The sequence below is a fragment of the Enterobacter cloacae complex sp. BZL2005 genome (assembly GCF_049238885.1).
Classification (GTDB): Bacteria; Pseudomonadota; Gammaproteobacteria; order Enterobacterales; family Enterobacteriaceae; genus Enterobacter; species Enterobacter roggenkampii.
This window is the reverse complement of the sequence record NZ_JBMKGI010000008.1, coordinates 12,628-38,238: the sequence shown is the minus strand read 5'-3', so window position 1 is coordinate 38,238 and position 25,611 is coordinate 12,628. Positions and strand designations below refer to the sequence as shown.

Genomic DNA, 25,611 nt, shown 5'->3' with positions numbered 1-25,611 from the left:
CGTTAGCGCCACCCGGCAATTTTCCCCGCTCCTTATTCCCTTTTCTGCTTCTAAATCACCAAACGGTATATAAAACCGTTACTCCTTTCATCCCCGTTATAAATATTATGACTATAAGATAGTCATCACATTTATAAGGGTGCGCAATGGCCGTTACTGTACTGAAAAAAGGAACTCTGGCGCTGGCAGGTTTATTGCTGGTGGCACAGGCGCAGGCGACTGAACTGTTGAACAGTTCGTATGACGTCTCCCGCGAGCTGTTTGCCGCCCTTAATCCCCCGTTCGAACAGCAGTGGGCGAAAGACAATAACGGCGATAAGCTGACCATCAAGCAGTCCCACGCCGGGTCGTCCAAGCAGGCGCTGGCCATTCTTCAGGGACTGAAAGCGGACGTCGTGACCTACAACCAGGTGACTGACGTGCAGATCCTGCACGACAAAGGCAAGCTCATCCCGGCGGACTGGCAGAGCCGTCTGCCGAACAATAGCTCGCCGTTCTACTCCACCATGGGCTTCCTGGTGCGCAAGGGCAATCCGAAGAATATCCACGACTGGAGCGACCTGGTGCGTTCCGACGTGAAGCTGATCTTCCCGAACCCAAAAACCTCCGGTAACGCGCGTTACACCTATTTAGCGGCGTGGGGCGCGGCGGACAAGGCTGACGGCAACGATAAAGCCAAAACCGAGCAGTTCATGACCCAGTTCCTGAAAAACGTCGAAGTGTTCGATACCGGCGGCCGCGGGGCGACCACGACCTTCGCAGAGCGCGGCCTGGGCGATGTGCTGATCAGCTTTGAGTCGGAAGTGAACAACATCCGCAAGCAGTATGAAGCGCAGGGCTTTGAGGTGGTTATCCCGAAAACCAACATTCTGGCCGAGTTCCCGGTCGCATGGGTGGATAAAAACGTGCAGGCGAACGGTACCGAGAAAGCGGCAAAAGCCTATCTCAATTACCTGTACAGCCCTCAGGCGCAGACCATCATTACCGATTACTACTACCGCGTGAACAACCCGGACGTGATGAACAAGCTGAAAGATAAATTCCCGCAGACCGCGCTGTTCCGCGTGGAAGACCATTTTGGCTCCTGGCCAGACGTGATGAAAACGCATTTTGCCAGCGGCGGTGAGTTAGACAAACTGCTGGCGGCGGGGCATAAGTAATGTTTGCAGTCTCGACCAAACGCGTGCTGCCGGGCTTTACATTAAGCCTCGGAACCAGCCTGCTGTTCGTCTGCCTGATTCTGCTGTTGCCGCTCAGCGCGCTGGTGATGCAGCTTGCGCAGATGAGCTGGGCGCAGTACTGGGACGTGATCACCAACCCGCAGGTGGTGGCGGCCTATAAGGTGACGCTGCTGTCGGCGTTTGTCGCCTCCATTTTTAACGGCGTGTTCGGCCTGCTGATGGCGTGGATCCTGACCCGCTATCGCTTCCCGGGCCGCACGCTGCTTGACGCCCTGATGGATCTGCCGTTTGCGCTGCCGACGGCGGTCGCGGGCTTAACCCTCGCGTCGCTCTTCTCCGTGAACGGGCTGTACGGCGAGTGGCTGGCGAAATTTGACATCAAGGTGACTTACACCTGGCTCGGTATCGCGGTGGCGATGGCCTTTACCAGCATCCCGTTTGTGGTGCGTACCGTGCAGCCGGTGCTGGAAGAGTTAGGTCCGGAATACGAAGAAGCGGCGGAAACGCTGGGCGCCACGCGCTGGCAGAGCTTCCGCAAAGTGGTGCTGCCGGAGCTGTCTCCGGCGCTGATGGCGGGCGTCGCGCTGTCGTTTACCCGCAGCCTCGGCGAGTTCGGTGCGGTGATTTTTATCGCCGGGAACATCGCCTGGAAAACGGAAGTGACCTCGCTGATGATTTTCATTCGCCTGCAGGAGTTTGATTATCCGGCGGCGAGCGCGATCGCTTCGGTGATCCTCGCGGCATCGCTGCTGCTGCTGTACTCGATTAACACTCTGCAAAGTCGCTTTGGTCGACGTGTGGTAGGTCACTGATGGCGGAAGTTACGCAATTGAAGCGATACGATGCGCCCCGCATCAACTGGGGTAAATGGTTTCTGATTGGGGCGGGCGTGCTGGTTTCCGCCCTCATTCTCGTCGTGCCGACGATTTATATCTTCGTTCAGGCGTTCAGCAAGGGCCTGATGCCCGCGCTGGAAAACCTGGCGAACCCGGACATGCTGCACGCCATCTGGCTGACCGTGCTGATTGCCCTGATCACCGTTCCGGTGAACCTGGTGTTCGGTACCCTGCTGGCGTGGCTGGTGACGCGCTTTAATTTCCCGGGACGTCAGCTGCTGCTGACCCTGCTGGATATTCCCTTCGCCGTATCGCCGGTGGTGGCGGGTCTGGTGTATCTGCTCTTTTACGGCTCCAACGGCCCGCTGGGCGGCTGGCTGGATGCACATAACCTGCAGATCATGTTCGCCTGGCCGGGTATGGTGCTGGTCACCATCTTCGTGACCTGTCCGTTTGTGGTGCGCGAGCTGGTGCCGGTGATGTTAAGCCAGGGGAGCAACGAAGACGAAGCGGCGGTGCTGCTGGGTGCGTCGGGCTGGCAGATGTTCCGCCGCGTGACCCTGCCGAACATCCGCTGGGCGCTGCTTTATGGCGTGGTGCTGACCAATGCCCGCGCGATTGGTGAATTCGGTGCCGTTTCCGTCGTCTCTGGCTCCATTCGGGGTGAAACCCTGTCGCTGCCGCTGCAGATTGAACTCCTGCAGCAGGACTACAACACCATCGGCGCCTTTACTGCCGCAGCGTTGCTGACGCTGATGGCGATTTTGACCCTGTTTTTGAAGAGTGTGGTGCAGTGGCGTTTAGAAAATCAGGAAAAACGTCAGCATCAGGAGGGAAATCATGAGCATTGAGATTGCCAATATTAAGAAGTCTTTTGGTCGCACCCAGGTGCTGAATGATATCTCGCTGGATATCCCTTCCGGACAAATGGTGGCGCTGCTGGGGCCGTCTGGCTCGGGCAAAACCACGCTGCTGCGCATTATCGCCGGGCTTGAGCACCAGACCAGCGGGCACATCCGCTTCCACGGCACTGACGTGAGCCGCCTGCACGCCCGCGATCGTAAGGTGGGCTTTGTGTTTCAGCATTACGCGCTGTTCCGCCACATGACCGTGTTCGACAACATTGCGTTTGGCCTGACCGTGCTGCCGCGTCGTGAGCGCCCGGATGCGGCAACCATTAAGGCGAAAGTGACCAAACTGCTGGAGATGGTGCAGCTGGCGCATCTGGCGGACCGTTTTCCGGCCCAGCTGTCCGGCGGGCAGAAACAGCGCGTGGCGCTGGCGCGCGCGCTGGCCGTTGAGCCGCAAATTCTGCTGCTGGATGAACCCTTCGGCGCGCTGGATGCGCAGGTGCGTAAAGAGCTGCGCCGCTGGCTGCGTCAGCTGCATGAAGAGCTGAAATTCACCAGCGTCTTCGTGACCCACGACCAGGAAGAGGCGATGGAAGTCGCGGATCGCGTGGTGGTCATGAGTCAGGGCAACATTGAGCAGGTTGACGAGCCGGAGCAGCTCTGGCGTGAACCGGCGACCCGCTTCGTGCTGGAGTTTATGGGCGAGGTGAACCGCCTGCAGGGCACCATTCGCGGTGGTCAGTTCCACGTCGGCGCGCACCGCTGGCCGCTGGGCTATACCTCCGCGCATCAGGGCCCGGTCGATCTGTTCCTGCGTCCGTGGGAAGTGGACGTGAGCCGTCGAACCAGCCTGGACTCACCGCTGCCGGTACAGGTGCTGGAAGCGAGCCCTAAAGGGCACTACACCCAACTGGTGGTTCAGCCGCTGGGCTGGTACACCGAGCCGCTGACCGTGGTCATGCGCGACGACGTCCCGCCGCATCGGGGAGAGCGCCTGTTTGTCGGTCTTCAGCATGCCCGTATTTATCACGGCAAGGAACGCATCGAGACGCGCGAGGATATTGCTCTGGCGGAGTCAGCCTGATAGGTTATTAGGATGTTTATCGCCCGGTGGCGCTGCGCTGACCGGGCCTACAGCTAAAACTGCGTCTTGTAGGCCGGGATCGCTGCGCGCAACCCGGCTTTTTTATTGAGTAAAAATCGTGAATACACTCGAACACACCATCGGCAATACCCCTCTGGTCAAACTTCAGCGCATGGGGCCGGATAACGGCAGCGAAATCTGGGTCAAACTCGAAGGCAATAACCCGGCGGGGTCGGTGAAAGACCGTGCCGCACTGTCGATGATCGTCCAGGCCGAAAAGCGCGGCGAGATTAAGCCGGGCGACGTGCTGATCGAAGCCACCAGCGGCAACACCGGTATCGCCCTGGCGATGATTGCGGCGCTGAAAGGCTACCGCATGAAGCTGCTGATGCCGGACAACATGAGCCAGGAGCGTCGCGCCGCGATGCGTGCCTACGGAGCCGAGCTGATTCTGGTGACCAAAGAGCAGGGGATGGAAGGCGCGCGCGACCTGGCGTTAGAAATGGCCGAGCGCGGCGAAGGTAAACTGCTCGATCAGTTTAACAACCCGGACAACCCTTACGCGCACTACACCACCACCGGCCCGGAAATCTGGCAGCAAACCGACGGGCGCATCACCCATTTTGTCTCCAGCATGGGCACCACTGGAACCATTACCGGCGTATCCCGTTTTCTGCGCGAGCAGGCGAAAGCCGTCACCATCGTTGGCCTGCAGCCGGAAGAGGGGAGCAGCATTCCGGGCATTCGCCGCTGGCCGGCGGAGTATATGCCCGGCATTTTTAATGCACAGCTTGTGGACCAGGTGCTGGATCTTCACCAGCGCGAGGCGGAAAATACCATGCGTGAGCTGGCCGTCCGCGAAGGTATCTTCTGCGGCGTCAGCTCGGGCGGCGCGGTAGCGGGTGCGATTCGGGTAGCGCAGGCAAACCCGGGTGCGTTAGTGGTGGCGATTATTTGCGATCGCGGCGATCGCTATCTCTCTACCGGCGTCTTTGGTGAAGAGAGTTATTCGCAGGGGGCGGGGATTTAAGCGTCATGGAGATGATTCTATTCCGGGATAATACCCGGGCACAGCAAACCGATATTGTCGCGGTGCAGTCGCAGGTGGTGTACGGCAGCGTGGGGAACAGCATTGCGGTACCGAATATTCGTACCCACAGGCTGAACGTCACCGCCGTACCGACGGTGCTGTTCAGCAACACGCCACACTATGACACCTTCTACGGCGGCGTGATCCCCGACGAGTGGTTCAGCGGCTACCTGAAGGCGCTGGAAGAGCGCGAAATCCTGCGCGAGCTTAAGGCGGTCACCACCGGCTATATGGGCAGTGCCAGCCAGATCGTCCTGCTGGCGCAGTGGCTGAAGGCGGTCAAAGCGCAGCATCCTGACCTGCTGGTGCTGGTCGATCCGGTTATCGGCGATATCGACAGCGGGATGTACGTGAAGCCTGAGATCCCCGAAGCGTATCGGGAGCACCTGCTGCCGCTGGCGCAGGGGATCACGCCCAACGTCTACGAGCTGGAAGTGTTAAGCGGCAAGCCGTGCCGCACGCCGGAAAGCGCCATCGCGGCGGCACAGGGACTGCTCTCCGACAGCCTGAAATGGGTGGCGATCACCAGTGCGCCGGTTGCCGACGATCCGCAAAACATCCACGTGGTGCTGGTCTCACGCGAGGGCGTCACCGTCAGCGCGCATCCGCGCGTAGAGACCGATCTGAAGGGAACGGGCGATCTGTTCTGTTCAGAGCTGGTGAGCGGCATTGTTGAGGGGAAAACCGTTGCCGATGCCATTCGCATGGCCGGCGATCGGGTGACTGACGTCATGCTGTATACCCAGTCGAAAGGCTACGACGAGCTTATCCTCCCGGCATAAACAAAAATGGCGCCCGAAGGCGCCATTTTTCTGTGCGGCAAGAATTACTTCTTGATGCGGATAACCGGGGTTTCACCCACGGTGACGCTGCCAGACAGTTTGATCAGTTCTTTGATTTCGTCCATGTTGGAGATAACAACCGGCGTCAGGGTAGACTTGGCTTTTTCTTCCAGCAGTGGCAGATCGAATTCAATCACCGGGTCGCCAACTTTCACACGCTGGCCTTCTTCCGCGATACGTTTGAAGCCTTCGCCTTTCAGTTCAACGGTGTCGATACCGAAGTGAACGAACAGTTCGATACCGCTATCAGATTCGATAGAGAACGCATGGTTGGTTTCAAAAATTTTACCGATGGTGCCGTCAACTGGAGCAACCATTTTGTTGCCAGTTGGTTTGATAGCAATGCCATCACCAACGATTTTCTCAGCAAACACTACATCCGGCACGTCTTCGATGTTGACGATCTCGCCGGAGAGCGGAGCAACAATCTCAATAGTTCCGGAGTCTTTCTTATCATCAGAAACCAGAGATTTCAGTTTATCGAACAAACCCATGATCTTCTCCTAAGCAGTAATTTGGGCCGCATCTCGTGGATTAGCAGATTGTTTTTTCTTCAATGAACTTGTTAACCAGCGTCATTAACTCGTCCGTTGTCGGTTGAGCAAGAGCCTGCTCTGCTAACACCTTCGCATCTTCGAAGTTCGTGTTACGGATAATCTTCTTAATGCGCGGGATGGAAATGGCGCTCATAGAGAATTCGTCCAGACCCATACCCAGCAACAGAAGTGTAGCACGTTCGTCGCCTGCAAGCTCACCACACATGCCAGTCCATTTACCTTCTGCATGAGAAGCATCAATAACTTGCTTGATCAAGTTCAGTACGGACGGTGACATTGGCTGGTAGAGATGTGAAATCATATCATTACCACGGTCAACTGCCAGGGTGTACTGCGTTAAATCATTGGTGCCGATACTAAAGAAATCAACTTCTTTGGCTAAATGACGCGCAATGGTCGCCGCCGCAGGTGTTTCCACCATCACGCCGATCTCGATTGACTCGTCAAATGCTTTACCTTCGTCGCGCAGTTCCTGCTTGTAGATTTCGATCTCTTTCTTCAGTGCACGCACTTCTTCAACAGAGATGATCATTGGGAACATGATGCGCAGCTTACCGAACGCAGAGGCACGCAGGATTGCGCGAACCTGGTCACGCAGGATCTCTTTACGATCCATCGCAATACGCACGGCACGCCAGCCCAGGAACGGGTTCTCTTCTTTCGGGAAGTTCATGTACGGCAGCTCTTTGTCGCCACCGATGTCCATGGTACGGACGATAACCGCCTGAGAGCCACAGGCTTCAGCAACGGCTTTATACGCAGCAAACTGCTCTTCTTCCGTTGGCAGCGCGTCGCGGTCCATGAACAGGAATTCTGTACGATAGAGACCAACGCCTTCCGCACCGTTGCGCTCAGCGCCATCAACGTCGCGGACGGTACCGATGTTTGCGCACACTTCTACCTGATGGCCGTCCAGAGTGATGGCTGGCAGGTCTTTCAGCTTAGCGAGTTCCGCTTTTTCAGTCGCAACCTGCTCCTGAACCGCGCGCAGTTTTTCGATCTCTTCGTTAGTTGGGTTGACGTAAACCAGATTGTTTACGGCATCCAGAATCAGATAATCGCCGTTTTTCACCTGAGAGGTGACGCTACCGGTACCCACGATGGCAGGCAGTTCCAGAGAACGCGCCATGATAGAGGTGTGGGAGGTACGGCCGCCCGCATCGGTGATGAAACCGAGGACCTTTTTCAGGTTCAGCTGTGCGGTTTCAGACGGTGTGAGGTCAGCGGCAACCAGGATCACTTCATCCTGAATCGCGCTCAGGTCGATAATGGCCAGACCCAGGATGTTGCGCAGCAGGCGCTTACCGATGTCACGTACGTCAGCCGCACGCTCTTTCAGGTATTCATCATCCAGTTCTTCCAGGGCAGTTGCCTGACCTTCGATAACTTCATGCGCAGCCGCGTCGGCCGTCATGCCTTTATCTTTAATCAGGGCTATGATTTCCTGCTCCAGCTCCTCATCTTCGAGCAGCATGATGTGCCCTTCGAAGATGGCTTCTTTTTCTTCACCGAAAGTTTCGCCAGCTTTAGTTTTGATTGCTTCCAGTTGCGCAGATGCCTTGGCACGACCGCTCAGAAAACGTTCAACTTCCTGATCAACCTTGTCGGCAGAAATTTTTTTCCGGTCGATGACGATCTCGTCTTCTTTCAGCAGCAGTGCTTTGCCGAAAGCGATACCCGGGGATGCTAAAATGCCTGAAATCATAACCCTACCTTACTTGTGACTGATATTTAAAAGAACCCGGAAACTTACTCGAGCTCAGCCATCAGTTTTACCAGATGCTCAACTGCTTTCTGCTCGTCTTCACCTTCCGCAGAGATGGTGACTACGGTGCCCTGAGTCAGGCCCAGAGTCTGCAGTTTGAACAGGCTTTTTGCGCTGGCGCTTTTGCCGTTGGAAGTCACAGTGATTTCAGAAGTGAAGCCTTTCGCTTCTTTAACAAACTGAGCAGCAGGGCGGGTGTGCAGACCGTTCGGAGCGGTAATGGTAACTTCTTGCTGGAACATTGTATTTCCCCAACTTATAGGTTTAGTGTTGTGGAACTAAAGTCTAGCCTGGCGACTGAACTTTAGCCTGTATTGTTAGCGCTGACGTTTCGATCGTCATTAAACATTATGCAGCGAAAGCAAGACTTGAACCAAATCATAAAATCGATTCAGCAAGGCTATTTCGTTCGCTGATTAATTTCACGCATCAAAATAATTGCTGGTTTAAATACCAGACCCAACGGGGTGAAGCAATGCCAGGAGGGGCAAAAGTTTGAAGCAGGCCACAAAAAAGCACCTGAAAAGGTGCTTTTTTACGCGTTATTAACATAGTGGCACTACTGTTGCAGCTCTTTTTCAGTGAACAGATCGGCAAACAGTGCGGTGCTCAAGTAACGCTCACCCGAGGAAGGAAGGATAACCACAATATTCTTATTGGTAAAGGCCTCATCTTCCTGAAGTTTAAGCGCTGCCGCAACGGCCGCACCGGAAGAGATACCTGCCAGAATGCCTTCTTCGTCCATCAGGCGACGCGCGGTAGAGATGGCTTCTTCGTTCGTGATAGTGACTACTTTATCAATCAGCTTCAGATCCAGGTTGCCCGGAATGAAGCCTGCGCCAATCCCCTGAATTTTGTGCGGGCCGGGTTTGAGCTCTTCCCCCGCCAGGGCCTGGGTGATAACCGGTGAATCAGTCGGCTCAACGGCAACGGTGATCAGCTCTTTTTTACCTTTGGTGCCTTTAATATAGCGTGACACGCCGGTCAGCGTGCCGCCGGTACCTACGCCGGAGATAAAGACGTCAACCTGGCCGTCGGTATCTTCCCAGATTTCCGGGCCGGTAGTCTTCTCGTGAATTTCCGGGTTAGCCGGGTTGCTGAACTGCTGTAGCAGCAGGTATTTCGCCGGATCGCTGGCCACAATCTCTTCGGCTTTCTGAATGGCACCCTTCATGCCCTTCGCGCCTTCGGTCAGCACCAGGTTCGCGCCCAGCGCTTTAAGCAGCTTACGACGCTCGATGCTCATGGTTTCAGGCATGGTCAGCGTCAGCTTGTAGCCGCGCGCGGCAGCAACATAGGCCAGAGCGATCCCGGTATTGCCGCTGGTCGGTTCCACCAGCTCAACGCCCGGCTTCAGTACGCCACGTTTTTCAGCATCCCAAATCATGTTTGCACCGATACGGCATTTTACGCTGAAGCTCGGGTTACGTGATTCGACCTTCGCCAGAATGCGTCCATTACCGATACGGTTCAGTCGAACCAGGGGCGTATGACCGATAGTCAGCGAGTTGTCTTCATAAATCTTACTCATGGCCTGTCCTTAACTGTATGAAATTGGGATACCGACCCAGCATACCTGCTAAGCAGGTAGGGGGAAGTAAGGAATTCGCATATCTATATACTGCAAGGAAATAATGGGGATCAGTATGGAATAAGGGGCGGCATAAGCCACCCCTGCTTTACACATTTTTGCATTATTTCCATAACGCGTGCTTAGCACGGTAGCAGTCGACCCACATGGCGGTCGCGCCGCAAACGGCAACCGGCATGATGAACAGATTCAGGAACGGAATCATAGTGAACAGGCTGGTCAGCGCGCCAAACTGCATATTGGCGATCTTCTGGCTGCGCAGGGCAGTGCGCATCTCTTTAAACGGCACCTTGTGGTTATCGAACGGATAGTCGCAGTACTGGATAGCCAGCATCCAGGCGCTGAACAGGAACCACAGCACCGGTGCCACCGTCTGGCCAATGCCGGGCACAAAATAGAGGATAAGCAGCACAACCGCGCGGGGCAGGTACCAGGCAAACTTCTGCCATTCACGCTTCATAATGCGAGGGAGGTCTTTCATGATCCCCAGGATGCCCGTGTCCGGCGGTGTTGCGCCGGTAAGGCGCGCTTCCAGCTGTTCCGCCAGCAAACCGTTAAACGGCGCGGCTATCCAGTTGGCAATCGTCGAGAAGAAGTAGCCAAATACCAGCAAAACGGAGATCACCGCCACCGGCCAGAGCAGGTAGTTAAGCCACTGCAGCCAGTCCGGCACGTAGCTCATCAGCGATGGGATCCAGCTTTCCAGTTTTGTGAACAGCCACCAGAACGCGCCGCCCATCAGAATAATGTTGATCAACAGCGGCAGAATGACGAAGCGTCGAATACCCGGCAGAGAGACCAGTTTCCAGCCCTGAGAAAAATACCAGACGCCGCTGCGCGGGGGAGAAGAAGATGTTGAAACCATAGCCAGGCTGTACTCCTTTTTACACAACCAGTGGAATTGCCCGCCTATATTATCCACTTACGGACCAATGACCAGTTCGGAAATGTTCGAAAAACCAGCAAAAAGCACGATTTCCTTCATCTTTATGCTGTGAATGCTCTGCACACACTTGCACTTGACGTAAACGGCAAATACTCTTAGTGAGTAAATGTTTGCCGTGGTGGCAAGGTGTTAGAACAACAGAGAATATAATGATGCAGGATTTGCGTCTGATATTAATCATTGTTGGCGCGATCGCCATAATCGCTTTACTGGTACATGGTTTCTGGACCAGCCGTAAAGAGCGTTCCTCGATGTTTCGCGATCGCCCACTGAAGCGCATGAAGTCCAGTCGTGACGACGATGACAGTGAAGATGACATCGATGGAAGCGACGATGACGGCGTGGGTGAAGTTCGTGTTCATCGGGTCAATACTGCGCCCGGCGTAGGCCATGGGGAGCATGAAGCACCTCGTCCTTCGCAGCACCAGTATCAACCGCCGTATGCTTCTGCACAGCCGCGCCAGCCAGCGCCACAGCCTGTGGAAGAACCGGTGCGCCAGCCGCCGCAACAGCCTGTCTATCAGCAGCCTGCGGCGCCACAGCCGGTTCAACAACAACCCGTGCAGCAGCCTGTGCAACAGCAGCCTGCGCAACCGGTACATCAACCGCAGCAGCCTGTTCATGTTCAACCTGCGCCGCAGCCCGCTCCGGCCCCGCACGTTGAGCCTGAGCCCGTTGTAGAGCCAGAGCCGGTTGTTGAAAAACCGCAGCGTAAAGAAGCGGTGATCATCATGAACGTGGCCGCCCATCACGGTAGCCATCTGAACGGTGACGTACTGCTGAACAGTATTCAACAGGCCGGCTTCAAGTTTGGTGATATGAATATCTTCCATCGTCACCTGAGCCCGGACGGTAGCGGCCCGGCGCTATTTAGCCTGGCCAATATGGTTAACCCTGGCACATTCGACCCAGAAATGACGGGCGATTTCGTGACGCCGGGTGTCACTATCTTTATGCAGGTGCCGTCCTACGGCGACGAACTGCAAAACTTTAAGCTGATGCTGCAATCCGCTCAGCACATCGCTGACGAAGTGGGTGGTGTGGTGCTCGACGATCAGCGTCGCATGATGACCCCGCAGAAGCTGCGTGAGTATCAGGACCGCATCCGCGAAGTTAAGGAAGCCAACGCGTAACCGACGCGTTATCTTCAACTCCTCCTCAACCCCCGCATGTCGGGGGTTTTTTCTCATTGATGGTGTGATATGGACTCAATCGAACAACAACTCACTGAACTGCGAACCACGCTTCGCCATCATGAATATCTCTATCATGTTATGGACGCGCCGGAAGTCCCGGATGCGGAGTATGACCGCCTGATGCGCGAGCTGCGCGAATTAGAGGCGCAGCATCCTGAACTCATTACACCGGATTCCCCCACCCAGCGCGTCGGCGCTGAGCCGCTGGGCGCTTTCAGCCAGGTGCGTCATGAAGTACCGATGCTGTCGCTGGATAACGTCTTCGATGAAGAGAGCTTTCTCGCGTTTAACAAGCGCGTGCAGGATCGCCTGAAAAGCAGCGACGCTCTCACCTGGTGCTGCGAACTGAAGCTGGATGGCCTGGCGGTCAGTCTTCTCTATGAAAACGGCGTGCTGGTGCGTGCCGCGACGCGTGGCGACGGTACGACGGGCGAAGACATCACCACCAACGTGCGTACCATCCGCGCGATCCCGCTGAAGCTGCAGGGTGACAATATTCCTGCACGTCTGGAAGTGCGCGGCGAGGTGTTTCTGCCCCAGGCGGGCTTCGAGAAAATTAACGAAGAGGCACGTCGCACCGGCGGTAAGGTGTTTGCTAACCCGCGTAACGCGGCGGCGGGCTCGCTGCGACAGCTTGATCCGCGCATCACCGCGAAGCGACCGCTTACGTTCTTCTGCTACGGCGTCGGTATTCTGGGGGGCGGCGAGCTGCCGGATACCCATCTCGGGCGTCTGCTGCAGTTTAAGGCGTGGGGCCTGCCGGTGAGCAACCGCGTTCAGCTCTGCGACTCGCCGGAAGCGGTGCTGGCGTTCTACCACAAGGTGGAAGCGGACCGTCCGACGCTCGGCTTTGATATTGATGGCGTGGTCATCAAGGTGAACTCGCTGGCGCTGCAGGAGCAGCTGGGCTTTGTGGCGCGCGCGCCGCGCTGGGCGGTGGCGTTTAAGTTCCCGGCTCAGGAGCAGATGACCTTCGTCCGCGACGTGGAGTTCCAGGTGGGACGTACGGGGGCGATTACGCCGGTCGCTCGTCTGGAGCCCGTACAGGTGGCCGGCGTGCTGGTGAGTAACGCCACGCTGCATAACGCAGATGAAATCGACCGCCTGGGCCTGCGTATTGGTGACAAAGTGGTAATTCGCCGCGCGGGGGACGTGATTCCGCAGGTGGTTAACGTCGTGGAGTCAGAGCGTCCTGACGATACGCGCGAAGTTGTCTTCCCGACCCATTGCCCGGTGTGCGGCTCGGACGTTGAGCGCGTAGAAGGTGAAGCGGTGGCGCGCTGTACGGGCGGCTTAATCTGTGGCGCGCAGCGTAAAGAGTCGCTAAAGCACTTCGTCTCCCGTCGCGCAATGGACGTTGACGGCATGGGCGACAAGATTATCGATCAGCTGGTTGAGAAAGAGTACGTCCACACGCCAGCGGATCTCTTCAGGCTGACCGCAGGTAAACTAACCGGTCTGGATCGCATGGGGCCAAAGTCAGCCCAGAACGTGGTTAACGCGCTGGAAGCGGCAAAAGAGACCACCTTCGCCCGTTTCCTTTATGCGCTGGGCATTCGTGAAGTGGGTGAAGCGACGGCAGCAGGGCTGGCGGCGTACTTTGGTACGCTGGAGGCGCTGGAAAAGGCAAGCATCGAGGAGCTACAGAAAGTCCCGGATGTCGGCATCGTCGTCGCCACGCACGTCTTTAACTTCTTTGCTGAAGAGAGCAACCGCGAGGTCATCGGCCAACTGCTGGCAGAGGGCATCAAATGGCCTGCGCCGGTCGTCGTCAACGCCGAAGAGATCGACAGCCCGTTCGCCGGTAAAACGGTGGTGCTGACCGGCAGCCTGAGCCAGCTATCCCGTGATGATGCAAAGGCACGTCTGGTGGCGCTGGGAGCCAAAGTGGCGGGCAGCGTGTCGAAGAAAACTGATCTGGTGATCGCCGGGGAGGCCGCCGGTTCGAAGCTGGCGAAAGCCCAGGAGCTCGGCATTGAGGTTATCGACGAAGCAGAAATGATGCGTCTGTTAGGAGAGTAACGTGGAGAAAGAGCAGCTCGTTGAGATCGCCAATACGAAGATGCCGTTCGGTAAATACAAGGGCCGCAGGCTGATTGATTTGCCGGAGGAGTATCTGCTGTGGTTTGCCCGTAAGGATGAATTCCCGGCAGGGCGACTGGGCGAGCTGATGGCGATTGCGTTACTGATCAAAACCGAGGGGCTGACCCAGCTGGTGCAGCCCCTGAAACGTCCTTAAGCCTTTGCGGCGCGGGTTCCTTCCTGCGCCAGTTTTTCCGTCTGGCGCTTGTAGCGACGCGCCAGCACCGCGCAGACCATCAGCTGGATCTGATGGAAAATCATTAGCGGCAGTACCATCATTCCAATCACCGAGGTCGGGAACAGAATGTTGGCCATCGGGATACCGTTTGCCAGGCTCTTCTTCGAACCGCAGAACACAATCGTAATTTCATCCGCTTTGTTGAAGCCGCACTTGCGTGCCACAAAGACGTTTACTGCAATGACAATTGCCAGCAGGATGAGGCTGACCACCACGATAAAGAGCAGCGAACCAGCGCCCACCTTATGCCAGATCCCGTTCACGACCGCTTCGCTGAAGGCGGAATAGACCACCAGCAGGATCGACGACTGGTCGGTTTTTGAAATCCATTTCTTGTGCTTTGCCACAAATGCGCCCGTCCACGGACGCGAGAGATGCCCCAGCACAAACGGCAGCAGCAGCTGCAAACAGATTTTGCCGACTTGCTCAAGGTTACCTTCCGCGCCGTGCATGTTCATCAGCAGGCCCACCAGCAGCGGGGAGACGAAAATCCCCAGCAGGCTGGATGCCGATGCCGAGCAGACGGCGGCCGCAACGTTCCCTCCCGCCAGAGAGGTAAAGGCAATGGCGGATTGCACGGTAGCCGGAAGAATGCAGAGATACAGAAAACCGGTATAGAGCGCCGGGTCGACGTTAACCGGTGCCCACCAGGCAAACAGCACGCCGAGGATCGGGAAGAGAATGAACGTGCTGCACATTACCCAGAGATGCAGCCGCCAGTGGCTCCCCCCTGCGATAATCGCTTCACGGGACAGCTTCGCGCCGTGCATAAAAAACAGCAGTGCGATGGCGGCCGTCGTCAGCCCTTCAAAGAACGGGACGAACCCGCCGCGAGCGGGAAAGAACGAGGCCAGTAAAACGGTAACGACCAGGGTGAGCGTAAACGGATCAACAATACGAAATAGTTTCATAATGACTCCTGAAAACAGATGTCGCTATTGTGCTTTTTTCCATTTGAGAAATAAAATTGATTTATTGCATCCATTCATGAATTAAACAGATGAATTATTCCTTACGCCAGCTCCGCATTTTCGTTACCGTCGCCAATGCCCGCAGCTTTAGCCGAGCAGGGGAGATGATTGGCCTGAGCCAGTCGGCGGTCAGCCACAGCGTGAAAGAACTGGAAAATCAGACCGGCGTCCGGTTGCTTGACCGCACCACGCGCGAAGTGGTGTTGACCGAAGCCGGGCAGCAGCTTGCTCTGCGCCTTGAACGGCTGCTGGATGAGCTGAACAGCACGCTCAGAGACGTGGGGAGGCTGGGGCAGCAGCTTTCGGGTACCGTGCGGGTCGCGGCCAGCCAGACGATATCTGCACACCTTATCCCGCAGTGTATTGCCGAGGGGAACCATCGCTACCCGGACATTGACTTTGTGCTGCATGACCGGCCACAGCAGTGGGTACTGGAGAGCATCCGCCAGGGGGATGTCGATTTTGGTATTGTTATCGATCCCGGCCAGGTGAGCGATCTGGAGTGCGAAATCGTACTTTCGGAGCCCTTTTTGCTGCTCTGCCGTGACGACGATCCGCTGGCAGCGTTGCCTGACGTCAGGTGGCAGTCACTGCAGGGCGCAAACCTGGTTTTACAAGATTATGCCTCGGGCAGCCGCCCGCTGATTGATTCCGCGCTGATGAATCAGGGGGTAAAGGCAGCGATCGTGCAGGAGATTGGCCACCCGGCAACGCTGTTTCCCATGGTGGAAGCCGGGATCGGCATTAGCGTGTTGCCCGCCCTGGCGCTTCCCCTGCCTCAGGGAAGTCGACTGGCCGTGAAGCGGTTGACGCCCGTTGTCGAACGAAAGCTAATGCTGGTGCGGCGAAAAAATCGTTCACTCTCGGGGGCGGCGCAGGCTATCTGGGAAGTGGTGCGTATCCAGGCACAGCGATTGACCGAGGCCCGCATACGCGATCCACTGTTTAACGCTTCAGAAGATCAGATGTAGATATCAATCTGGTTATTGTCTGATGGGCTATTCACACCTTCCACTTTGCCCAGTTTTTGATCCTGCTTTTTCTGGGCCTCTTCGGCCTGCTGGCGCTGCAGTGCGGCGAGCTGCGCCTGAAGCACTTTGATCTGGGTCTGAATCAGTTCCTGCTGCTTTTTCTTTTCATCCGTGCTGCCGGGACTGTTCGCCAGCTCTTTTAGCTGCTGAGTTAGCTTTTTGATCTTATCGAGAATGCGGCTGATTTGCGTGGCGATATCGTTACTGCTGGAAGTACCGCTCCCGCCGCTGGTTTGAATAGGTTGGGTTGATGCCTGAATGGTCGTCATACTTTTTCCTCGCGTTATAAAACAGAGGTATCGGCACCGACGGGATTAGCTTGAGGAAAATGCGGCAGGTTCACATTTTTTATATCGCAGATAGCAAAAAAGCGCCTTTAGGGCGCTTTTTTTACATTGGTGGGTCGTGCAGGATTCGAACCTGCGACCAATTGATTAAAAGTCAACTGCTCTACCAACTGAGCTAACGACCCGAAATGGTGGGCGATGACGGGCTCGAACCGCCGACCCCCTCCGTGTAAAGGAGATGCTCTACCAACTGAGCTAATCGCCCATTTCGGAACTGCTGCGATAAGATGAGAATGGTGGGCGATGACGGGCTCGAACCGCCGACCCCCTCCGTGTAAAGGAGATGCTCTACCAACTGAGCTAATCGCCCAATCTCAATCCTTATCTACACTGCGAGTCTACCGAAGTAGATGGTGGGTGATGACGGGCTCGAACCGCCGACCCCCTCCGTGTAAAGGAGATGCTCTACCAACTGAGCTAATCACCCCCGCTGTGTGGAGTCGCATTATAGGGAGAGTTGAAAATGAGTCAACGCATTTTCTAAAGTTTTTATTCGTTCGTCGTAAAATTAAGCAAAACGATCGCGAAACGGGCAGTGGCGCATGATTTCTAAACAAAAATCGCAAACTCGGGCCCGATTCAGGGAACAACATTGAGGAATCGCCGCACAGTGATAGAATATTGCCCATTGTTTTTTCCCCAGGATTTGCCGATTGCCGGCATCTTTATAACGTAAGGCCATTTCATGAAAATCAAAACTCGCTTCGCGCCGAGCCCGACAGGCTATCTGCATGTCGGTGGTGCACGTACCGCTCTCTATTCCTGGCTTTTCGCACGCCACAACAAAGGTGAGTTCGTGCTGCGTATTGAAGACACCGATCTTGAGCGCTCCACGCCAGAAGCAATTGAAGCCATTATGGATGGGATGAACTGGCTGAACCTGGAATGGGATGAAGGTCCCTACTTCCAGACCAAACGCTTTGACCGCTATAACTCCGTCATTGATGAGATGCTGGTCGCGGGCACGGCGTATAAGTGCTACTGCTCCAAAGAGCGTCTGGATGCGCTGCGTGAAGAGCAGATGGCGAACGGTGAAAAGCCGCGTTATGACGGCCGCTGCCGCCACGACCACAGCGAGCATGCTGCAGATGAGCCTTGTGTTGTGCGTTTTGCTAACCCGCAAGAGGGGTCTGTGATCTTTGACGATCAGATCCGTGGCCCGATCGAATTCAGCAACCAGGAGCTCGACGATCTGATCATCCGTCGTACCGATGGTTCTCCAACCTACAACTTCTGCGTGGTGGTGGACGACTGGGATATGGAAATTACCCACGTTGTGCGCGGTGAAGACCATATCAACAACACGCCACGTCAGATCAACATCCTGAAGGCGCTGAACGCCCCTGTGCCTGTCTATGCCCACGTCTCCATGATCAACGGCGACGACGGGAAAAAGCTGTCTAAACGTCACGGTGCGGTGAGCGTGATGCAGTATCGCGACGACGGCTATCTGCCAGAAGCGCTGCTGAACTATCTGGTGCGTCTGGGCTGGGCTCACGGTGACCAGGAGATCTTCAGCCGCGAAGAGATGATCGAACTGTTCTCTCTGAGCTCTGTCAGCAAATCCGCCAGCGCGTTTAACACCGACAAGCTCCTGTGGCTGAACCATCACTACATCAATACCATGCCGCCAGAATATGTGGCGACGTATCTGCAGTGGCACATTGAGCAGGCAAATATTGATACCCGCACAGGCCCTGAGCTGGCGGATCTGGTGAAACTGCTCGGCGAGCGCTGCAAAACGCTGAAAGAGATTGCTGAAAGCTGCCGCTACTTCTATGAAGAGTTTGATGCGTTTGATGCGGACGCCGCGAAGAAACACCTTCGCCCGGTTGCGCGTCAGCCGCTGGAAGTGGTGCGTGACAAGCTGGCTGCCATTACCGAGTGGACCGCAGAGAATGTGCATCACGCCATTCAGGCGACGGCGGACGAGCTGGAAGTCGGCATGGGTAAAGTCGGTATGCCACTGCGCGTTGCAGTGACCGGTGCGGGTCAGTCTCCGGCGCTGGACGTAACGGTTCATGCTATCGGCAAATCACGCAGCGTAGCGCGCATTAACAAGGCTCTGGACTTTATCGCTGAACGAGAAAATCAGCAGTAATAACGTCTCAGATAAAACAAACGGCAGGGGGAACCTGCCGTTTTTTTATGCTTCTTCTTCTGCAATACCCAGACGCTTAAGAAAGCCGTGAATGCCTTCGCGCTTCAGGAAGGTGTCCAGACGCTTCTGCTCTGCTGCAGTCATACTCTCCAGCGTCTCAATTATGCCCGGAAACAGGTTTGCAGAGGGGGCATTGTAGGCGGAAGTGGCCTCCGCGAGATGGTAAATCGCCTGACGGTTGCGAATCGCCGGGAGACTTATGATATGTTCCTTCACGCGCGCATCGATATGAATGAGCCTCGCGCGACCGCCTTTCACGCCGTTGAGTCCTTCTGTTTTCCAGCCCTGCTGGCGAATCCAGCGATTAACCGTTTGCCTGGCAACGCCCAAACTCTCCGCCAGCTCTTCCGTGGTCATTTTGCTCCGTAATTTTTTCATATCAGTCCCGATCGCGAATCCCTAAACGTTGCAACAATCCGGTGATCCCTTCCCGCAGTAACAGCGATGTCATCTGTTTCTGCTCTTCCGGCGTCATTTCATCAGCCAGCGTCAGGAGTAGGGTGTGAAGCGAACTGTTATGGCTGGTACCTTCTGCCATATCGGACGTTTCGCTTGCCCGACGTGCGCTGCGGATAAAGTCGCGGACTTTTTCGTTCACATGTACCAGTCGCGCTTTCCCGCCCTGAACGCCAGGTTTTGGTGACGTAATCCAACCCTCTTTGCGTACCCATTTATTGATGGTCTGTCGGCTATAGCCAGTGAGCAGGGCTAACTCTTCTGGCGTCATTCGTTCCTTGATCATGCAATTTCCTGAATATCAGTGGGGTTAATTAACGGCTCATTTTATAGCACCGTTTTACATGAAAACGTGACAGGCTTAACTCCTGATTACGAGCACGCTCGCAAAGTGATTCATTTGCATGATTTTTCGGCGATCGAACGGCGGTCATTGATTTTGCCGTTGACACTCCGCAGCGGAATTCATATTATGCCGCCCGTCAACATGACAGCTTTACGATGGGGCTATAGCTCAGCTGGGAGAGCGCTTGCATGGCATGCAAGAGGTCAGCGGTTCGATCCCGCTTAGCTCCACCAAACTCTGAACCCAACAGAGTGCGGTCAGTAAAGTCACATGTGGGGCTATAGCTCAGCTGGGAGAGCGCTTGCATGGCATGCAAGAGGTCAGCGGTTCGATCCCGCTTAGCTCCACCAAAATTGTAAACCCTCGTCAAATGACGAGGGTTTTTTTTATCTGTTTGTAACGCCCGCCACTGGTTTTTGTTATCAAAAAGAAGGTATTCCCATACCTCACCTCAATCGAAATCAATAAACGTGTCTATAAATAGACTTGAACTTGATTCGTGCAATTAATAAACCTATTATCCATCCGGTCAATGATTCAGACGGATAATATACTCATCAGCTTAATGAATAGAAAAACGTACAATAATGTAAAGATATTTATAATTGCCCTGACACTTTGTCTGATTGCGGTACCTGTCTCCCGTTATCTCTCTCCACGCGCAATTGTTAATGGTCATGACGTTTATTTAGCATGGCTGCCGCTCAGCGTGATGCTGGCGGTAATTCTGCTATTTGGGCGCAGGGCTATTCTTCCCATTTTGTTAGGTTTTACTGTCACTAATTTATTCTATATTAATTTAGCGCCGCTACAATATTCAGTTTTGCTGTTCTGTCAGACCTTTGCGTTGTTCGCGGCCTGCGGTCTGCTACGCCTCATGCTGGGCAAGCGCTGGCGCCACTCCATCCCTAACAAGCACATCGGGTTACGTATATTCTGGCTCGGTTTTATTGTGCCATTTGGTATTAAGCTGTCGATGTATATGGCAGGCTATTTGTTTGATTTTCCGGTGACTATCTCAACCTATTTCGGCGAAGGAACGGTAATTTATAATGTTGTGGATATTCAAAGCCTGATATGCGCGGGGCTGATTTTTACCATGATGTTCTATTACCCATTAAGAATGATAATTAATCCTCGTTATGCCGTCACCTTCTGGCGGCGAAGCGTGAAGCCCGTGTTTTATCACAAGAATCCATTATATATTTTTGTCTGGCTGATGCTTTTAGGCGCCATTCTCATCATTTTATGTGGTCCTTTTGAATCACCGGTCATTGCGGGCTATTTGATGCCGCTGATTTTTATTCTTTTTACCCTGGCAATAAGCCGCCTGACCTATGCGTTGATTTCTCTGCTGTGGGCCACCTCAGCGCTGCTGCTGTTGACCTACAACTACAATTTCCTTAACGGGGTCGAATCGGGCCATTCACTCTCCTTTATCCTCTCCGTGCTGATCTCTTTCGCTATCTGCTTGCTTTACATGTCGCGCATTTACCAGCGCAGCGAGTGGCTGAAGCGGGGCTGGCAGGGCAGGGCGCTTACCGATCCCCTTACCGGTTTGCCCAATATTCGTGCGCTGGAAGATTATCTTGAGATTCACCCGGATGCCAAAGTGTGCATTCTGCGCATGGATAACCTGGAGTTTTTGAGCCGCCACTACGGTATTATCATGCGGGTCCACTGCAAACGTACGATCGCCACGTCGCTACAGCCACTTTTGCAGAAAGATGAGACGCTCTTCCAGCTTCCGGGAAGCGAACTGGTGCTGGTATTACTGGGGCCGGGAACCGCCGAGCGGCTCCAGCATATGGTCGATCGGCTGAACAGCCGTAAGATTTTCTGGAACAACACCGGGCTGGATATTGAATTTGGCGCATCCTGGGGAATGGTCGAAAACGGCGAAAAGCTTCATCACACGCTGGGACAGCTGAGCTGGCTGGCAGAGCAGGCCTGCGGAGAGCAAAACGTTCTCGCGCTCACGAATAGCCTTGAGGCGGCATCAGGACAAACGACAGAGCGTGTCCTGATGCTGGCGCGGATTAAGCATGCCCTTGAGGCAGGGCAGTTCCATTTATACGCGCAACCGATCCAGAAGGCGGACGGGAGCGGGTATTACGAAATCCTGGCGCGTATGGAGAGCGAGGGCGAGATCTTCACCCCTGACCGCTTTATTCCGCTGATTGCCCAGTTCAACCTCAGCCATCGGTTTGATATGTGCATTATGGAGAAATTACTGCTGTGGCTGCGCGATAATTCTGCAACACAGGTTGGTGCCCGTTTCTCCGTCAATCTGATGCCGCTCACGCTGATGCAAAAAGAGGTGGCGACCGAGATTTGCGCGCTGTTTGAACGGTACGGCGTGGCATCTCAGGCCGTCGTGATTGAGATCACCGAGGAGCAGGCTTTTTCAAATTCAGGCACAAGTATCAACAATATTCAGCAGCTGCGGGATTACGGTTTCCGAATCGCCATAGATGATTTTGGTACTGGCTACGCCAACTACGAGCGCCTCAGACGCCTGCAGGCGGACATCATTAAAATTGACGGCTGCTTTGTGAAAGACATTTGTACAGACGACATGGATGCAATGATCGTCCAGTCGATGTGTAATCTGGCGAAGGCGAAATCGCTGTGCGTCGTCGCGGAATACGTCGAAACGCCAGCCCAGCGGGAGATGCTGCTTCGCTTTGGTGTGGATTACCTGCAGGGATACCTGATAGGCAAACCCAAACCGCTGGAAGAATTGCGGGCATAAAAAAACCGGGAGCCAGGCTCCCGGTTTTTGTTTAACGGTAAACGTTACAGAACCAGTGCCGCGATGGATGCGGACAGGACGCTCACCAGCGTAGAGCCGTAAACCAGCTTCAGGCCAAAGCGAGAAACCACGTTACCCTGCTCTTCGTTCAGACCCTTAATCGCACCGGCGATGATACCGATAGACGAGAAGTTCGCGAAGGAGACCAGGAACACGGAGAGAATACCTTCCGCGCGTGGAGAAAGCGTGCTGGCAATTTTCTGCAGATCCATCATCGCAACGAATTCGTTAGAAACCAGTTTGGTTGCCATGATACTGCCCACCTGCAGCGCTTCGTGAGCCGGAACACCCATCACCCATGCAACAGGGTAGAAGATGTAGCCCAGAATGCCCTGGAAGGAGATACCCAGCACCGCGGCGAACAGGGCATTCAGTGCAGAAATCAGCGCAATGAAGCCGATCAGCATGGCGGCAACGATAATCGCGACTTTGAAACCGGCCAGGATGTATTCACCCAGCATTTCGAAGAAGCTCTGGCCTTCGTGCAGGTTAGACATCTGGATGTTCTCTTCGCTGGCGTCAACGCGGTACGGGTTGATCAGCGACAGAACGATAAAGGTGCTGAACATGTTCAGTACCAGCGCAGCCACCACGTATTTTGGTTCCAGCATGGTCATATACGCGCCCACGATAGACATGGAAACGGTAGACATTGCGGTTGCCGCCATGGTGTACATACGGTTGCGGGACATCTTGCCGAGAATATCTTTATACGCGATGAAGTTCTCAGACTGACCGAGGATCAGGGAACTGACGGCGTTGAAGGATTCCAGCTTACCCATGCCGTTCACTTTGGATAACAGGAAACCAATTCCACGAATCACGAACGGCAGAACGCGGATGTGCTGCAGAATACCGATCAGCGCGGAGATGAAGACGATAGGGCAGAGAACCTTCAGGAAGAAGAACGCCAGACCTTCGTCGTTCATTTTACCGAAGACAAAGTTGGTCCCTTCATTGGCGAACCCGAGCAGTTTTTCGAACATTTCGGAGAAGCCTTTCACGAAGCCGAGGCCTACGTTGGAGTTCAGGAAGAACCACGCAAGTAAAACTTCAATGACCAGCAGTTGGACAACATAACGAATACGAATTTTTTTGCGGTCTGTGCTGACCAGCAATGCGAGTGCAGTAACGACAACAAGTGCCAGGACAAAATGAAGGACGCGGTCCATATTTGCTCCAAATATGAGGCAGGTTTAATTTTCGTGCACATTCTATGTAACAAGCGAAAAGAAAACGAGATCGAGGGCACACTATAGTTACATCCTGTGACGAGTCTCAAAAATAGTGATCCACAATACATTTTTGTTATGTTAGGTAAATGAGTGAAAAGTTAAGTTTGTGTGCTAGTCTTCACAAAAGCATGCGCGATTTCAGTTTCAGTTAGATCGCCCCACTTACCCGCCCGTCTATCGTTCAAAGCTATCAGAGAAATCACTGCAAACTTCATAAATGATCTTGATAATCATTCTCATTTTGATAGCATTAAACATAGCAAAGGCTATATTTCAGAGGCAGAAATGACAAACAGTCGCGTAGAGGGTAGCAGTGGCAGAGCAGCGCGCAAGTTGCGGTTCGCATTAATGGGACCTGCGTTCATCGCTGCCATTGGTTATATCGATCCAGGTAACTTTGCGACCAATATTCAGGCCGGGGCCAGCTTCGGTTATAAGCTGCTCTGGGTGGTCGTCTGGGCAAACCTGATGGCAATGCTGATTCAGATGCTCTCCGCAAAGCTGGGGATTGCGACGGGCAAAAACCTGGCGGAGCAAATTCGCGACCATTATCCGCGTCCCGCGGTCTGGCTCTACTGGGTTCAGGCTGAAATCATCGCCATGGCCACTGACCTTGCTGAATTTATTGGCGCAGCGATCGGCTTTAAGCTGATTCTGGGTGTGTCGCTGTTGCAGGGGGCGGTCCTCACCGGGATTGCCACGTTCCTGATCCTGATGCTGCAGCGTCGGGGTCAAAAGCCGCTGGAGAAGGTCATTGGCGGTCTGCTGCTGTTTGTCGCGGCGGCCTATATCGTTGAGCTAATCTTCTCACAGCCGAATCTGGCGCAGCTCGGTAAAGGGATGGCGATCCCAAGCCTGCCGACCTCCGAAGCGGTGTTCCTGGCCGCCGGGGTGCTGGGGGCGACCATCATGCCGCACGTGATCTATCTGCACTCCTCGCTGACTCAGCATCTCCACGGTGGGACGCGTAAAGAGCGTTACTCCGCCACCAAGTGGGACGTGGCGATCGCCATGACCATCGCGGGGTTTGTCAATCTGGCGATGATGGCTACTGCAGCCGCAGCTTTCCACTTTAACGGTCATACCGGTATTGCCGATCTCGACCAGGCGTATCTCACGCTGGAGCCGTTGCTGAGCCATGCTGCCGCCACGATATTTGGCCTTAGCCTGGTGGCTGCTGGTCTCTCTTCTACGGTGGTGGGTACGCTGGCAGGCCAGGTGGTGATGCAGGGGTTTGTCCGGTTCCATATTCCGCTGTGGGTTCGTCGTTCCGTCACCATGCTGCCGTCATTTGTGGTGATTCTGATGGGACTCGACCCAACGCGAATTCTGGTCATGAGCCAGGTGCTGCTGAGTTTTGGTATTGCGCTGGCGCTGGTGCCGCTGCTGATCTTTACCAGCAACAAAACTCTGATGGGCGAGCTGGTCAACTCAACGCTGGTGAAACGAACCGGGTGGGCCATCGTGGTGGTGGTCGTTGCGCTGAACCTGTGGTTGTTAGTGGGAACCGCGCTGGGTCTTTAACAAAAAAAGGAGCCGTGGAGGCTCCTTTTTGATTAGTGATGATGGCCGTGACCATGACCTTTGCCGCGACCCCAGCCGCCGCGACGGTCGTCACGATCGTTCCAGCCTTCACGGTAACCGCGCTCATAGGCGCTGTCTTTATACCAGCCGCGGTGTCTGCCGTTATCATGTTTCCACCAGCGATCGCCGCGCCACTCATAGTGACGATGCCAGTAATCACGGTCGCGCCAGTAGCCGCCGTCCCAGTATCTGCCGTAGTCGTCACGATCGCCAATTTGTAATTTTACTGATGGCAACAGGGTGATTTCGCCCGCAGTGGCGATCAGCGGCGCCGAAGCCAGTAATACCGCTGCAAGAATCAGTGACCTGAACATACTCTTTCTCCTTCACGATCGGGGCCTTTGTTGGGCCTGTTAACGCAATTTTACGAGTTGGTAAAGCGTCGTATCATCGCCTCAACTCCGAA

24 protein-coding genes and 6 tRNA genes are annotated in these 25,611 nt (G+C 54.8%); 15 read left to right on the top strand and 15 right to left on the bottom strand.

All coding sequences use genetic code 11. The annotated features are described in order from the left end of the window. Positions 1 to 146 precede the first annotated feature (146 nt). From ACOTXI_RS14925 to pdxK, 6 genes are all read left to right on the top strand, one after another. On the top strand, positions 147 to 1,160 hold the full coding sequence (locus ACOTXI_RS14925; RefSeq protein WP_023344640.1) for a sulfate ABC transporter substrate-binding protein: 1,014 nt from the start codon (positions 147 to 149) through the stop codon (positions 1,158 to 1,160). Next, on the top strand, positions 1,160 to 1,993 hold the full coding sequence (cysT, locus tag ACOTXI_RS14920; RefSeq protein ID WP_008501609.1) for a sulfate/thiosulfate ABC transporter permease CysT: 834 nt from the start codon (positions 1,160 to 1,162) through the stop codon (positions 1,991 to 1,993). Before ACOTXI_RS14925 ends, cysT begins: the two co-directional genes overlap by 1 nt. Continuing rightward, positions 1,993 to 2,868: a sulfate/thiosulfate ABC transporter permease CysW gene (gene cysW, locus ACOTXI_RS14915; RefSeq protein WP_008501608.1), complete on the top strand. Its 876-nt coding sequence runs from the start codon at positions 1,993 to 1,995 to the stop codon at positions 2,866 to 2,868. Before cysT ends, cysW begins: the two co-directional genes overlap by 1 nt. Then, positions 2,858 to 3,952 (top strand): sulfate/thiosulfate ABC transporter ATP-binding protein CysA, encoded by a 1,095-nt coding sequence (cysA, locus tag ACOTXI_RS14910; protein ID WP_008501607.1) that lies wholly within the window; start codon positions 2,858 to 2,860, stop codon positions 3,950 to 3,952. Before cysW ends, cysA begins: the two co-directional genes overlap by 11 nt. A 118-nt stretch (positions 3,953 to 4,070) precedes the next feature. After that, positions 4,071 to 4,982, top strand: coding sequence for a cysteine synthase CysM (cysM, locus tag ACOTXI_RS14905; RefSeq protein WP_023325835.1), 912 nt, complete (start codon positions 4,071 to 4,073; stop codon positions 4,980 to 4,982). A 5-nt stretch (positions 4,983 to 4,987) separates the two neighbouring features. Further along, positions 4,988 to 5,824: a pyridoxine/pyridoxal/pyridoxamine kinase gene (pdxK, locus tag ACOTXI_RS14900; protein ID WP_008501605.1), complete on the top strand. Its 837-nt coding sequence runs from the start codon at positions 4,988 to 4,990 to the stop codon at positions 5,822 to 5,824. Positions 5,825 to 5,868: 44 nt separating this feature from the next. Here the strand turns inward: pdxK and crr are convergent, their stop codons facing one another. From crr to cysZ, 5 genes are all read right to left on the bottom strand, one after another. Next, positions 5,869 to 6,378: a PTS glucose transporter subunit IIA gene (gene crr, locus ACOTXI_RS14895; protein ID WP_003861316.1), complete on the bottom strand. Its 510-nt coding sequence runs from the start codon at positions 6,376 to 6,378 to the stop codon at positions 5,869 to 5,871. A gap of 40 nt (positions 6,379 to 6,418) precedes the next feature. Continuing rightward, positions 6,419 to 8,146 carry a phosphoenolpyruvate-protein phosphotransferase PtsI gene (ptsI, locus tag ACOTXI_RS14890; RefSeq protein ID WP_008501604.1) on the bottom strand — a complete coding sequence of 576 codons (1,728 nt, stop codon included), beginning with the start codon at positions 8,144 to 8,146 and terminating at the stop codon, positions 6,419 to 6,421. 44 nt (positions 8,147 to 8,190) lie between these two features. Next, the gene (gene ptsH / locus ACOTXI_RS14885) at positions 8,191 to 8,448 is read right to left on the bottom strand and encodes a phosphocarrier protein Hpr (protein ID WP_000487600.1); all 258 of its coding nucleotides are present in this window, start codon (positions 8,446 to 8,448) and stop codon (positions 8,191 to 8,193) included. 317 nt (positions 8,449 to 8,765) lie between these two features. Continuing rightward, positions 8,766 to 9,737 (bottom strand): cysteine synthase A, encoded by a 972-nt coding sequence (gene cysK, locus ACOTXI_RS14880; protein ID WP_008501603.1) that lies wholly within the window; start codon positions 9,735 to 9,737, stop codon positions 8,766 to 8,768. A 163-nt stretch (positions 9,738 to 9,900) separates the two neighbouring features. Continuing rightward, positions 9,901 to 10,662: a sulfate transporter CysZ gene (gene cysZ, locus ACOTXI_RS14875; protein WP_008501602.1), complete on the bottom strand. Its 762-nt coding sequence runs from the start codon at positions 10,660 to 10,662 to the stop codon at positions 9,901 to 9,903. Between the two features lie 230 nt (positions 10,663 to 10,892). Here cysZ and zipA point away from each other — a divergent pair, with 230 nt between their 5' ends. The 3 genes from zipA to ACOTXI_RS14860 all read left to right on the top strand — a co-directional run bounded on the left by zipA (position 10,893) and on the right by ACOTXI_RS14860 (position 14,178). Next, entirely contained in the window at positions 10,893 to 11,876 is a 984-nt protein-coding gene (zipA, locus tag ACOTXI_RS14870) for a cell division protein ZipA (protein ID WP_021241791.1), read from the top strand. A 69-nt stretch (positions 11,877 to 11,945) separates the two neighbouring features. Next, positions 11,946 to 13,961, top strand: a complete 2,016-nt coding sequence (ligA, locus tag ACOTXI_RS14865) for an NAD-dependent DNA ligase LigA (protein WP_058653497.1) — start codon at positions 11,946 to 11,948, stop codon at positions 13,959 to 13,961. A gap of 1 nt (position 13,962) precedes the next feature. Beyond that, positions 13,963 to 14,178 carry a DUF3820 family protein gene (locus ACOTXI_RS14860; RefSeq protein ID WP_058653498.1) on the top strand — a complete coding sequence of 72 codons (216 nt, stop codon included), beginning with the start codon at positions 13,963 to 13,965 and terminating at the stop codon, positions 14,176 to 14,178. Here ACOTXI_RS14860 and ACOTXI_RS14855 read toward each other — a convergent pair. Then, positions 14,175 to 15,170, bottom strand: coding sequence for a bile acid:sodium symporter family protein (locus ACOTXI_RS14855; RefSeq protein WP_008501598.1), 996 nt, complete (start codon positions 15,168 to 15,170; stop codon positions 14,175 to 14,177). The two genes, ACOTXI_RS14860 and ACOTXI_RS14855, sit on opposite strands and share 4 nt — an antisense overlap. 89 nt (positions 15,171 to 15,259) lie before the next feature. On the opposite strand from ACOTXI_RS14855, the gene ACOTXI_RS14850 reads away from it, so the two are divergent. Further along, on the top strand, positions 15,260 to 16,201 hold the full coding sequence (locus ACOTXI_RS14850) for a LysR family transcriptional regulator (protein ID WP_421633944.1): 942 nt from the start codon (positions 15,260 to 15,262) through the stop codon (positions 16,199 to 16,201). On the opposite strand, the gene ACOTXI_RS14845 is transcribed toward ACOTXI_RS14850, so the two are convergent. From ACOTXI_RS14845 to ACOTXI_RS14825, 5 genes are all read right to left on the bottom strand, one after another. Continuing rightward, the gene (locus tag ACOTXI_RS14845; protein WP_058653500.1) at positions 16,192 to 16,530 is read right to left on the bottom strand and encodes a FlxA-like family protein; all 339 of its coding nucleotides are present in this window, start codon (positions 16,528 to 16,530) and stop codon (positions 16,192 to 16,194) included. The two genes, ACOTXI_RS14850 and ACOTXI_RS14845, sit on opposite strands and share 10 nt — an antisense overlap. Before the next feature lie 127 nt (positions 16,531 to 16,657). After that, positions 16,658 to 16,733 (bottom strand) — tRNA-Lys (locus tag ACOTXI_RS14840). 4 nt (positions 16,734 to 16,737) lie between these two features. After that, positions 16,738 to 16,813 (bottom strand) — tRNA-Val (locus tag ACOTXI_RS14835). 29 nt (positions 16,814 to 16,842) lie between these two features. Beyond that, positions 16,843 to 16,918: transfer RNA gene (locus ACOTXI_RS14830), tRNA-Val, on the bottom strand. 41 nt (positions 16,919 to 16,959) lie between these two features. Further along, positions 16,960 to 17,035 (bottom strand) — tRNA-Val (locus ACOTXI_RS14825). Between the two features lie 258 nt (positions 17,036 to 17,293). Between ACOTXI_RS14825 and gltX the strand changes: the two genes are divergently transcribed. After that, positions 17,294 to 18,709 carry a glutamate--tRNA ligase gene (gltX, locus tag ACOTXI_RS14820; protein WP_045334222.1) on the top strand — a complete coding sequence of 472 codons (1,416 nt, stop codon included), beginning with the start codon at positions 17,294 to 17,296 and terminating at the stop codon, positions 18,707 to 18,709. Positions 18,710 to 18,754: 45 nt separating this feature from the next. On the opposite strand, the gene ACOTXI_RS14815 is transcribed toward gltX, so the two are convergent. Together ACOTXI_RS14815 and ACOTXI_RS14810 are read right to left on the bottom strand one after the other, a co-directional pair. Beyond that, the gene (locus ACOTXI_RS14815; RefSeq protein ID WP_058653502.1) at positions 18,755 to 19,147 is read right to left on the bottom strand and encodes a YfeC-like transcriptional regulator; all 393 of its coding nucleotides are present in this window, start codon (positions 19,145 to 19,147) and stop codon (positions 18,755 to 18,757) included. A gap of 1 nt (position 19,148) precedes the next feature. Continuing rightward, positions 19,149 to 19,511, bottom strand: a complete 363-nt coding sequence (locus ACOTXI_RS14810) for a YfeC-like transcriptional regulator (RefSeq protein ID WP_008501593.1) — start codon at positions 19,509 to 19,511, stop codon at positions 19,149 to 19,151. Between the two features lie 217 nt (positions 19,512 to 19,728). On the opposite strand from ACOTXI_RS14810, the gene ACOTXI_RS14805 reads away from it, so the two are divergent. The 3 genes from ACOTXI_RS14805 to ACOTXI_RS14795 all read left to right on the top strand — a co-directional run bounded on the left by ACOTXI_RS14805 (position 19,729) and on the right by ACOTXI_RS14795 (position 22,326). Next, positions 19,729 to 19,804, top strand: a tRNA-Ala gene (locus ACOTXI_RS14805). Between the two features lie 41 nt (positions 19,805 to 19,845). Beyond that, positions 19,846 to 19,921: transfer RNA gene (locus ACOTXI_RS14800), tRNA-Ala, on the top strand. A 215-nt stretch (positions 19,922 to 20,136) separates the two neighbouring features. Further along, on the top strand, positions 20,137 to 22,326 hold the full coding sequence (locus tag ACOTXI_RS14795; protein WP_058653503.1) for a sensor domain-containing phosphodiesterase: 2,190 nt from the start codon (positions 20,137 to 20,139) through the stop codon (positions 22,324 to 22,326). A gap of 44 nt (positions 22,327 to 22,370) precedes the next feature. Here ACOTXI_RS14795 and ACOTXI_RS14790 read toward each other — a convergent pair whose 3' ends face one another. Beyond that, the gene (locus tag ACOTXI_RS14790) at positions 22,371 to 23,558 is read right to left on the bottom strand and encodes a NupC/NupG family nucleoside CNT transporter (protein ID WP_008501591.1); all 1,188 of its coding nucleotides are present in this window, start codon (positions 23,556 to 23,558) and stop codon (positions 22,371 to 22,373) included. Between the two features lie 348 nt (positions 23,559 to 23,906). Here ACOTXI_RS14790 and ACOTXI_RS14785 point away from each other — a divergent pair, with 348 nt between their 5' ends. Continuing rightward, positions 23,907 to 25,145 carry an Nramp family divalent metal transporter gene (locus ACOTXI_RS14785; protein ID WP_008501590.1) on the top strand — a complete coding sequence of 413 codons (1,239 nt, stop codon included), beginning with the start codon at positions 23,907 to 23,909 and terminating at the stop codon, positions 25,143 to 25,145. 32 nt (positions 25,146 to 25,177) lie between these two features. Here the strand turns inward: ACOTXI_RS14785 and ACOTXI_RS14780 are convergent, their stop codons facing one another. Then, positions 25,178 to 25,519, bottom strand: coding sequence for a DUF2502 domain-containing protein (locus tag ACOTXI_RS14780; RefSeq protein WP_008501589.1), 342 nt, complete (start codon positions 25,517 to 25,519; stop codon positions 25,178 to 25,180). Positions 25,520 to 25,611: the final 92 nt, after the last annotated feature.

Bases quoted from the DNA above. Each gene is read 5' to 3' on its own strand.
- ACOTXI_RS14815 (WP_058653502.1), bottom strand. From the start codon at position 19,147: ATGAAAAAATTACGGAGCAAAATGACCACGGAAGAGCTGGCGGAGAGT.
- ACOTXI_RS14925 (WP_023344640.1), top strand. From the start codon at position 147: ATGGCCGTTACTGTACTGAAAAAAGGAACTCTGGCGCTGGCAGGTTTA.
- gltX (WP_045334222.1), top strand. From the start codon at position 17,294: ATGAAAATCAAAACTCGCTTCGCGCCGAGCCCGACAGGCTATCTGCAT.
- cysZ (WP_008501602.1), bottom strand. From the start codon at position 10,662: ATGGTTTCAACATCTTCTTCTCCCCCGCGCAGCGGCGTCTGGTATTTT.
- cysA (WP_008501607.1), top strand. From the start codon at position 2,858: ATGAGCATTGAGATTGCCAATATTAAGAAGTCTTTTGGTCGCACCCAG.
- ACOTXI_RS14810 (WP_008501593.1), bottom strand. From the start codon at position 19,511: ATGATCAAGGAACGAATGACGCCAGAAGAGTTAGCCCTGCTCACTGGC.
- ACOTXI_RS14785 (WP_008501590.1), top strand. From the start codon at position 23,907: ATGACAAACAGTCGCGTAGAGGGTAGCAGTGGCAGAGCAGCGCGCAAG.
- ligA (WP_058653497.1), top strand. From the start codon at position 11,946: ATGGACTCAATCGAACAACAACTCACTGAACTGCGAACCACGCTTCGC.
- ACOTXI_RS14855 (WP_008501598.1), bottom strand. From the start codon at position 15,170: ATGAAACTATTTCGTATTGTTGATCCGTTTACGCTCACCCTGGTCGTT.
- cysK (WP_008501603.1), bottom strand. From the start codon at position 9,737: ATGAGTAAGATTTATGAAGACAACTCGCTGACTATCGGTCATACGCCC.
- ACOTXI_RS14845 (WP_058653500.1), bottom strand. From the start codon at position 16,530: ATGACGACCATTCAGGCATCAACCCAACCTATTCAAACCAGCGGCGGG.
- ACOTXI_RS14780 (WP_008501589.1), bottom strand. From the start codon at position 25,519: ATGTTCAGGTCACTGATTCTTGCAGCGGTATTACTGGCTTCGGCGCCG.
- ptsH (WP_000487600.1), bottom strand. From the start codon at position 8,448: ATGTTCCAGCAAGAAGTTACCATTACCGCTCCGAACGGTCTGCACACC.
- pdxK (WP_008501605.1), top strand. From the start codon at position 4,988: ATGGAGATGATTCTATTCCGGGATAATACCCGGGCACAGCAAACCGAT.
- ACOTXI_RS14795 (WP_058653503.1), top strand. From the start codon at position 20,137: ATGAATAGAAAAACGTACAATAATGTAAAGATATTTATAATTGCCCTG.
- ACOTXI_RS14850 (WP_421633944.1), top strand. From the start codon at position 15,260: ATGAATTATTCCTTACGCCAGCTCCGCATTTTCGTTACCGTCGCCAAT.
- crr (WP_003861316.1), bottom strand. From the start codon at position 6,378: ATGGGTTTGTTCGATAAACTGAAATCTCTGGTTTCTGATGATAAGAAA.
- ptsI (WP_008501604.1), bottom strand. From the start codon at position 8,146: ATGATTTCAGGCATTTTAGCATCCCCGGGTATCGCTTTCGGCAAAGCA.
- ACOTXI_RS14790 (WP_008501591.1), bottom strand. From the start codon at position 23,558: ATGGACCGCGTCCTTCATTTTGTCCTGGCACTTGTTGTCGTTACTGCA.
- cysT (WP_008501609.1), top strand. From the start codon at position 1,160: ATGTTTGCAGTCTCGACCAAACGCGTGCTGCCGGGCTTTACATTAAGC.
- zipA (WP_021241791.1), top strand. From the start codon at position 10,893: ATGATGCAGGATTTGCGTCTGATATTAATCATTGTTGGCGCGATCGCC.
- cysW (WP_008501608.1), top strand. From the start codon at position 1,993: ATGGCGGAAGTTACGCAATTGAAGCGATACGATGCGCCCCGCATCAAC.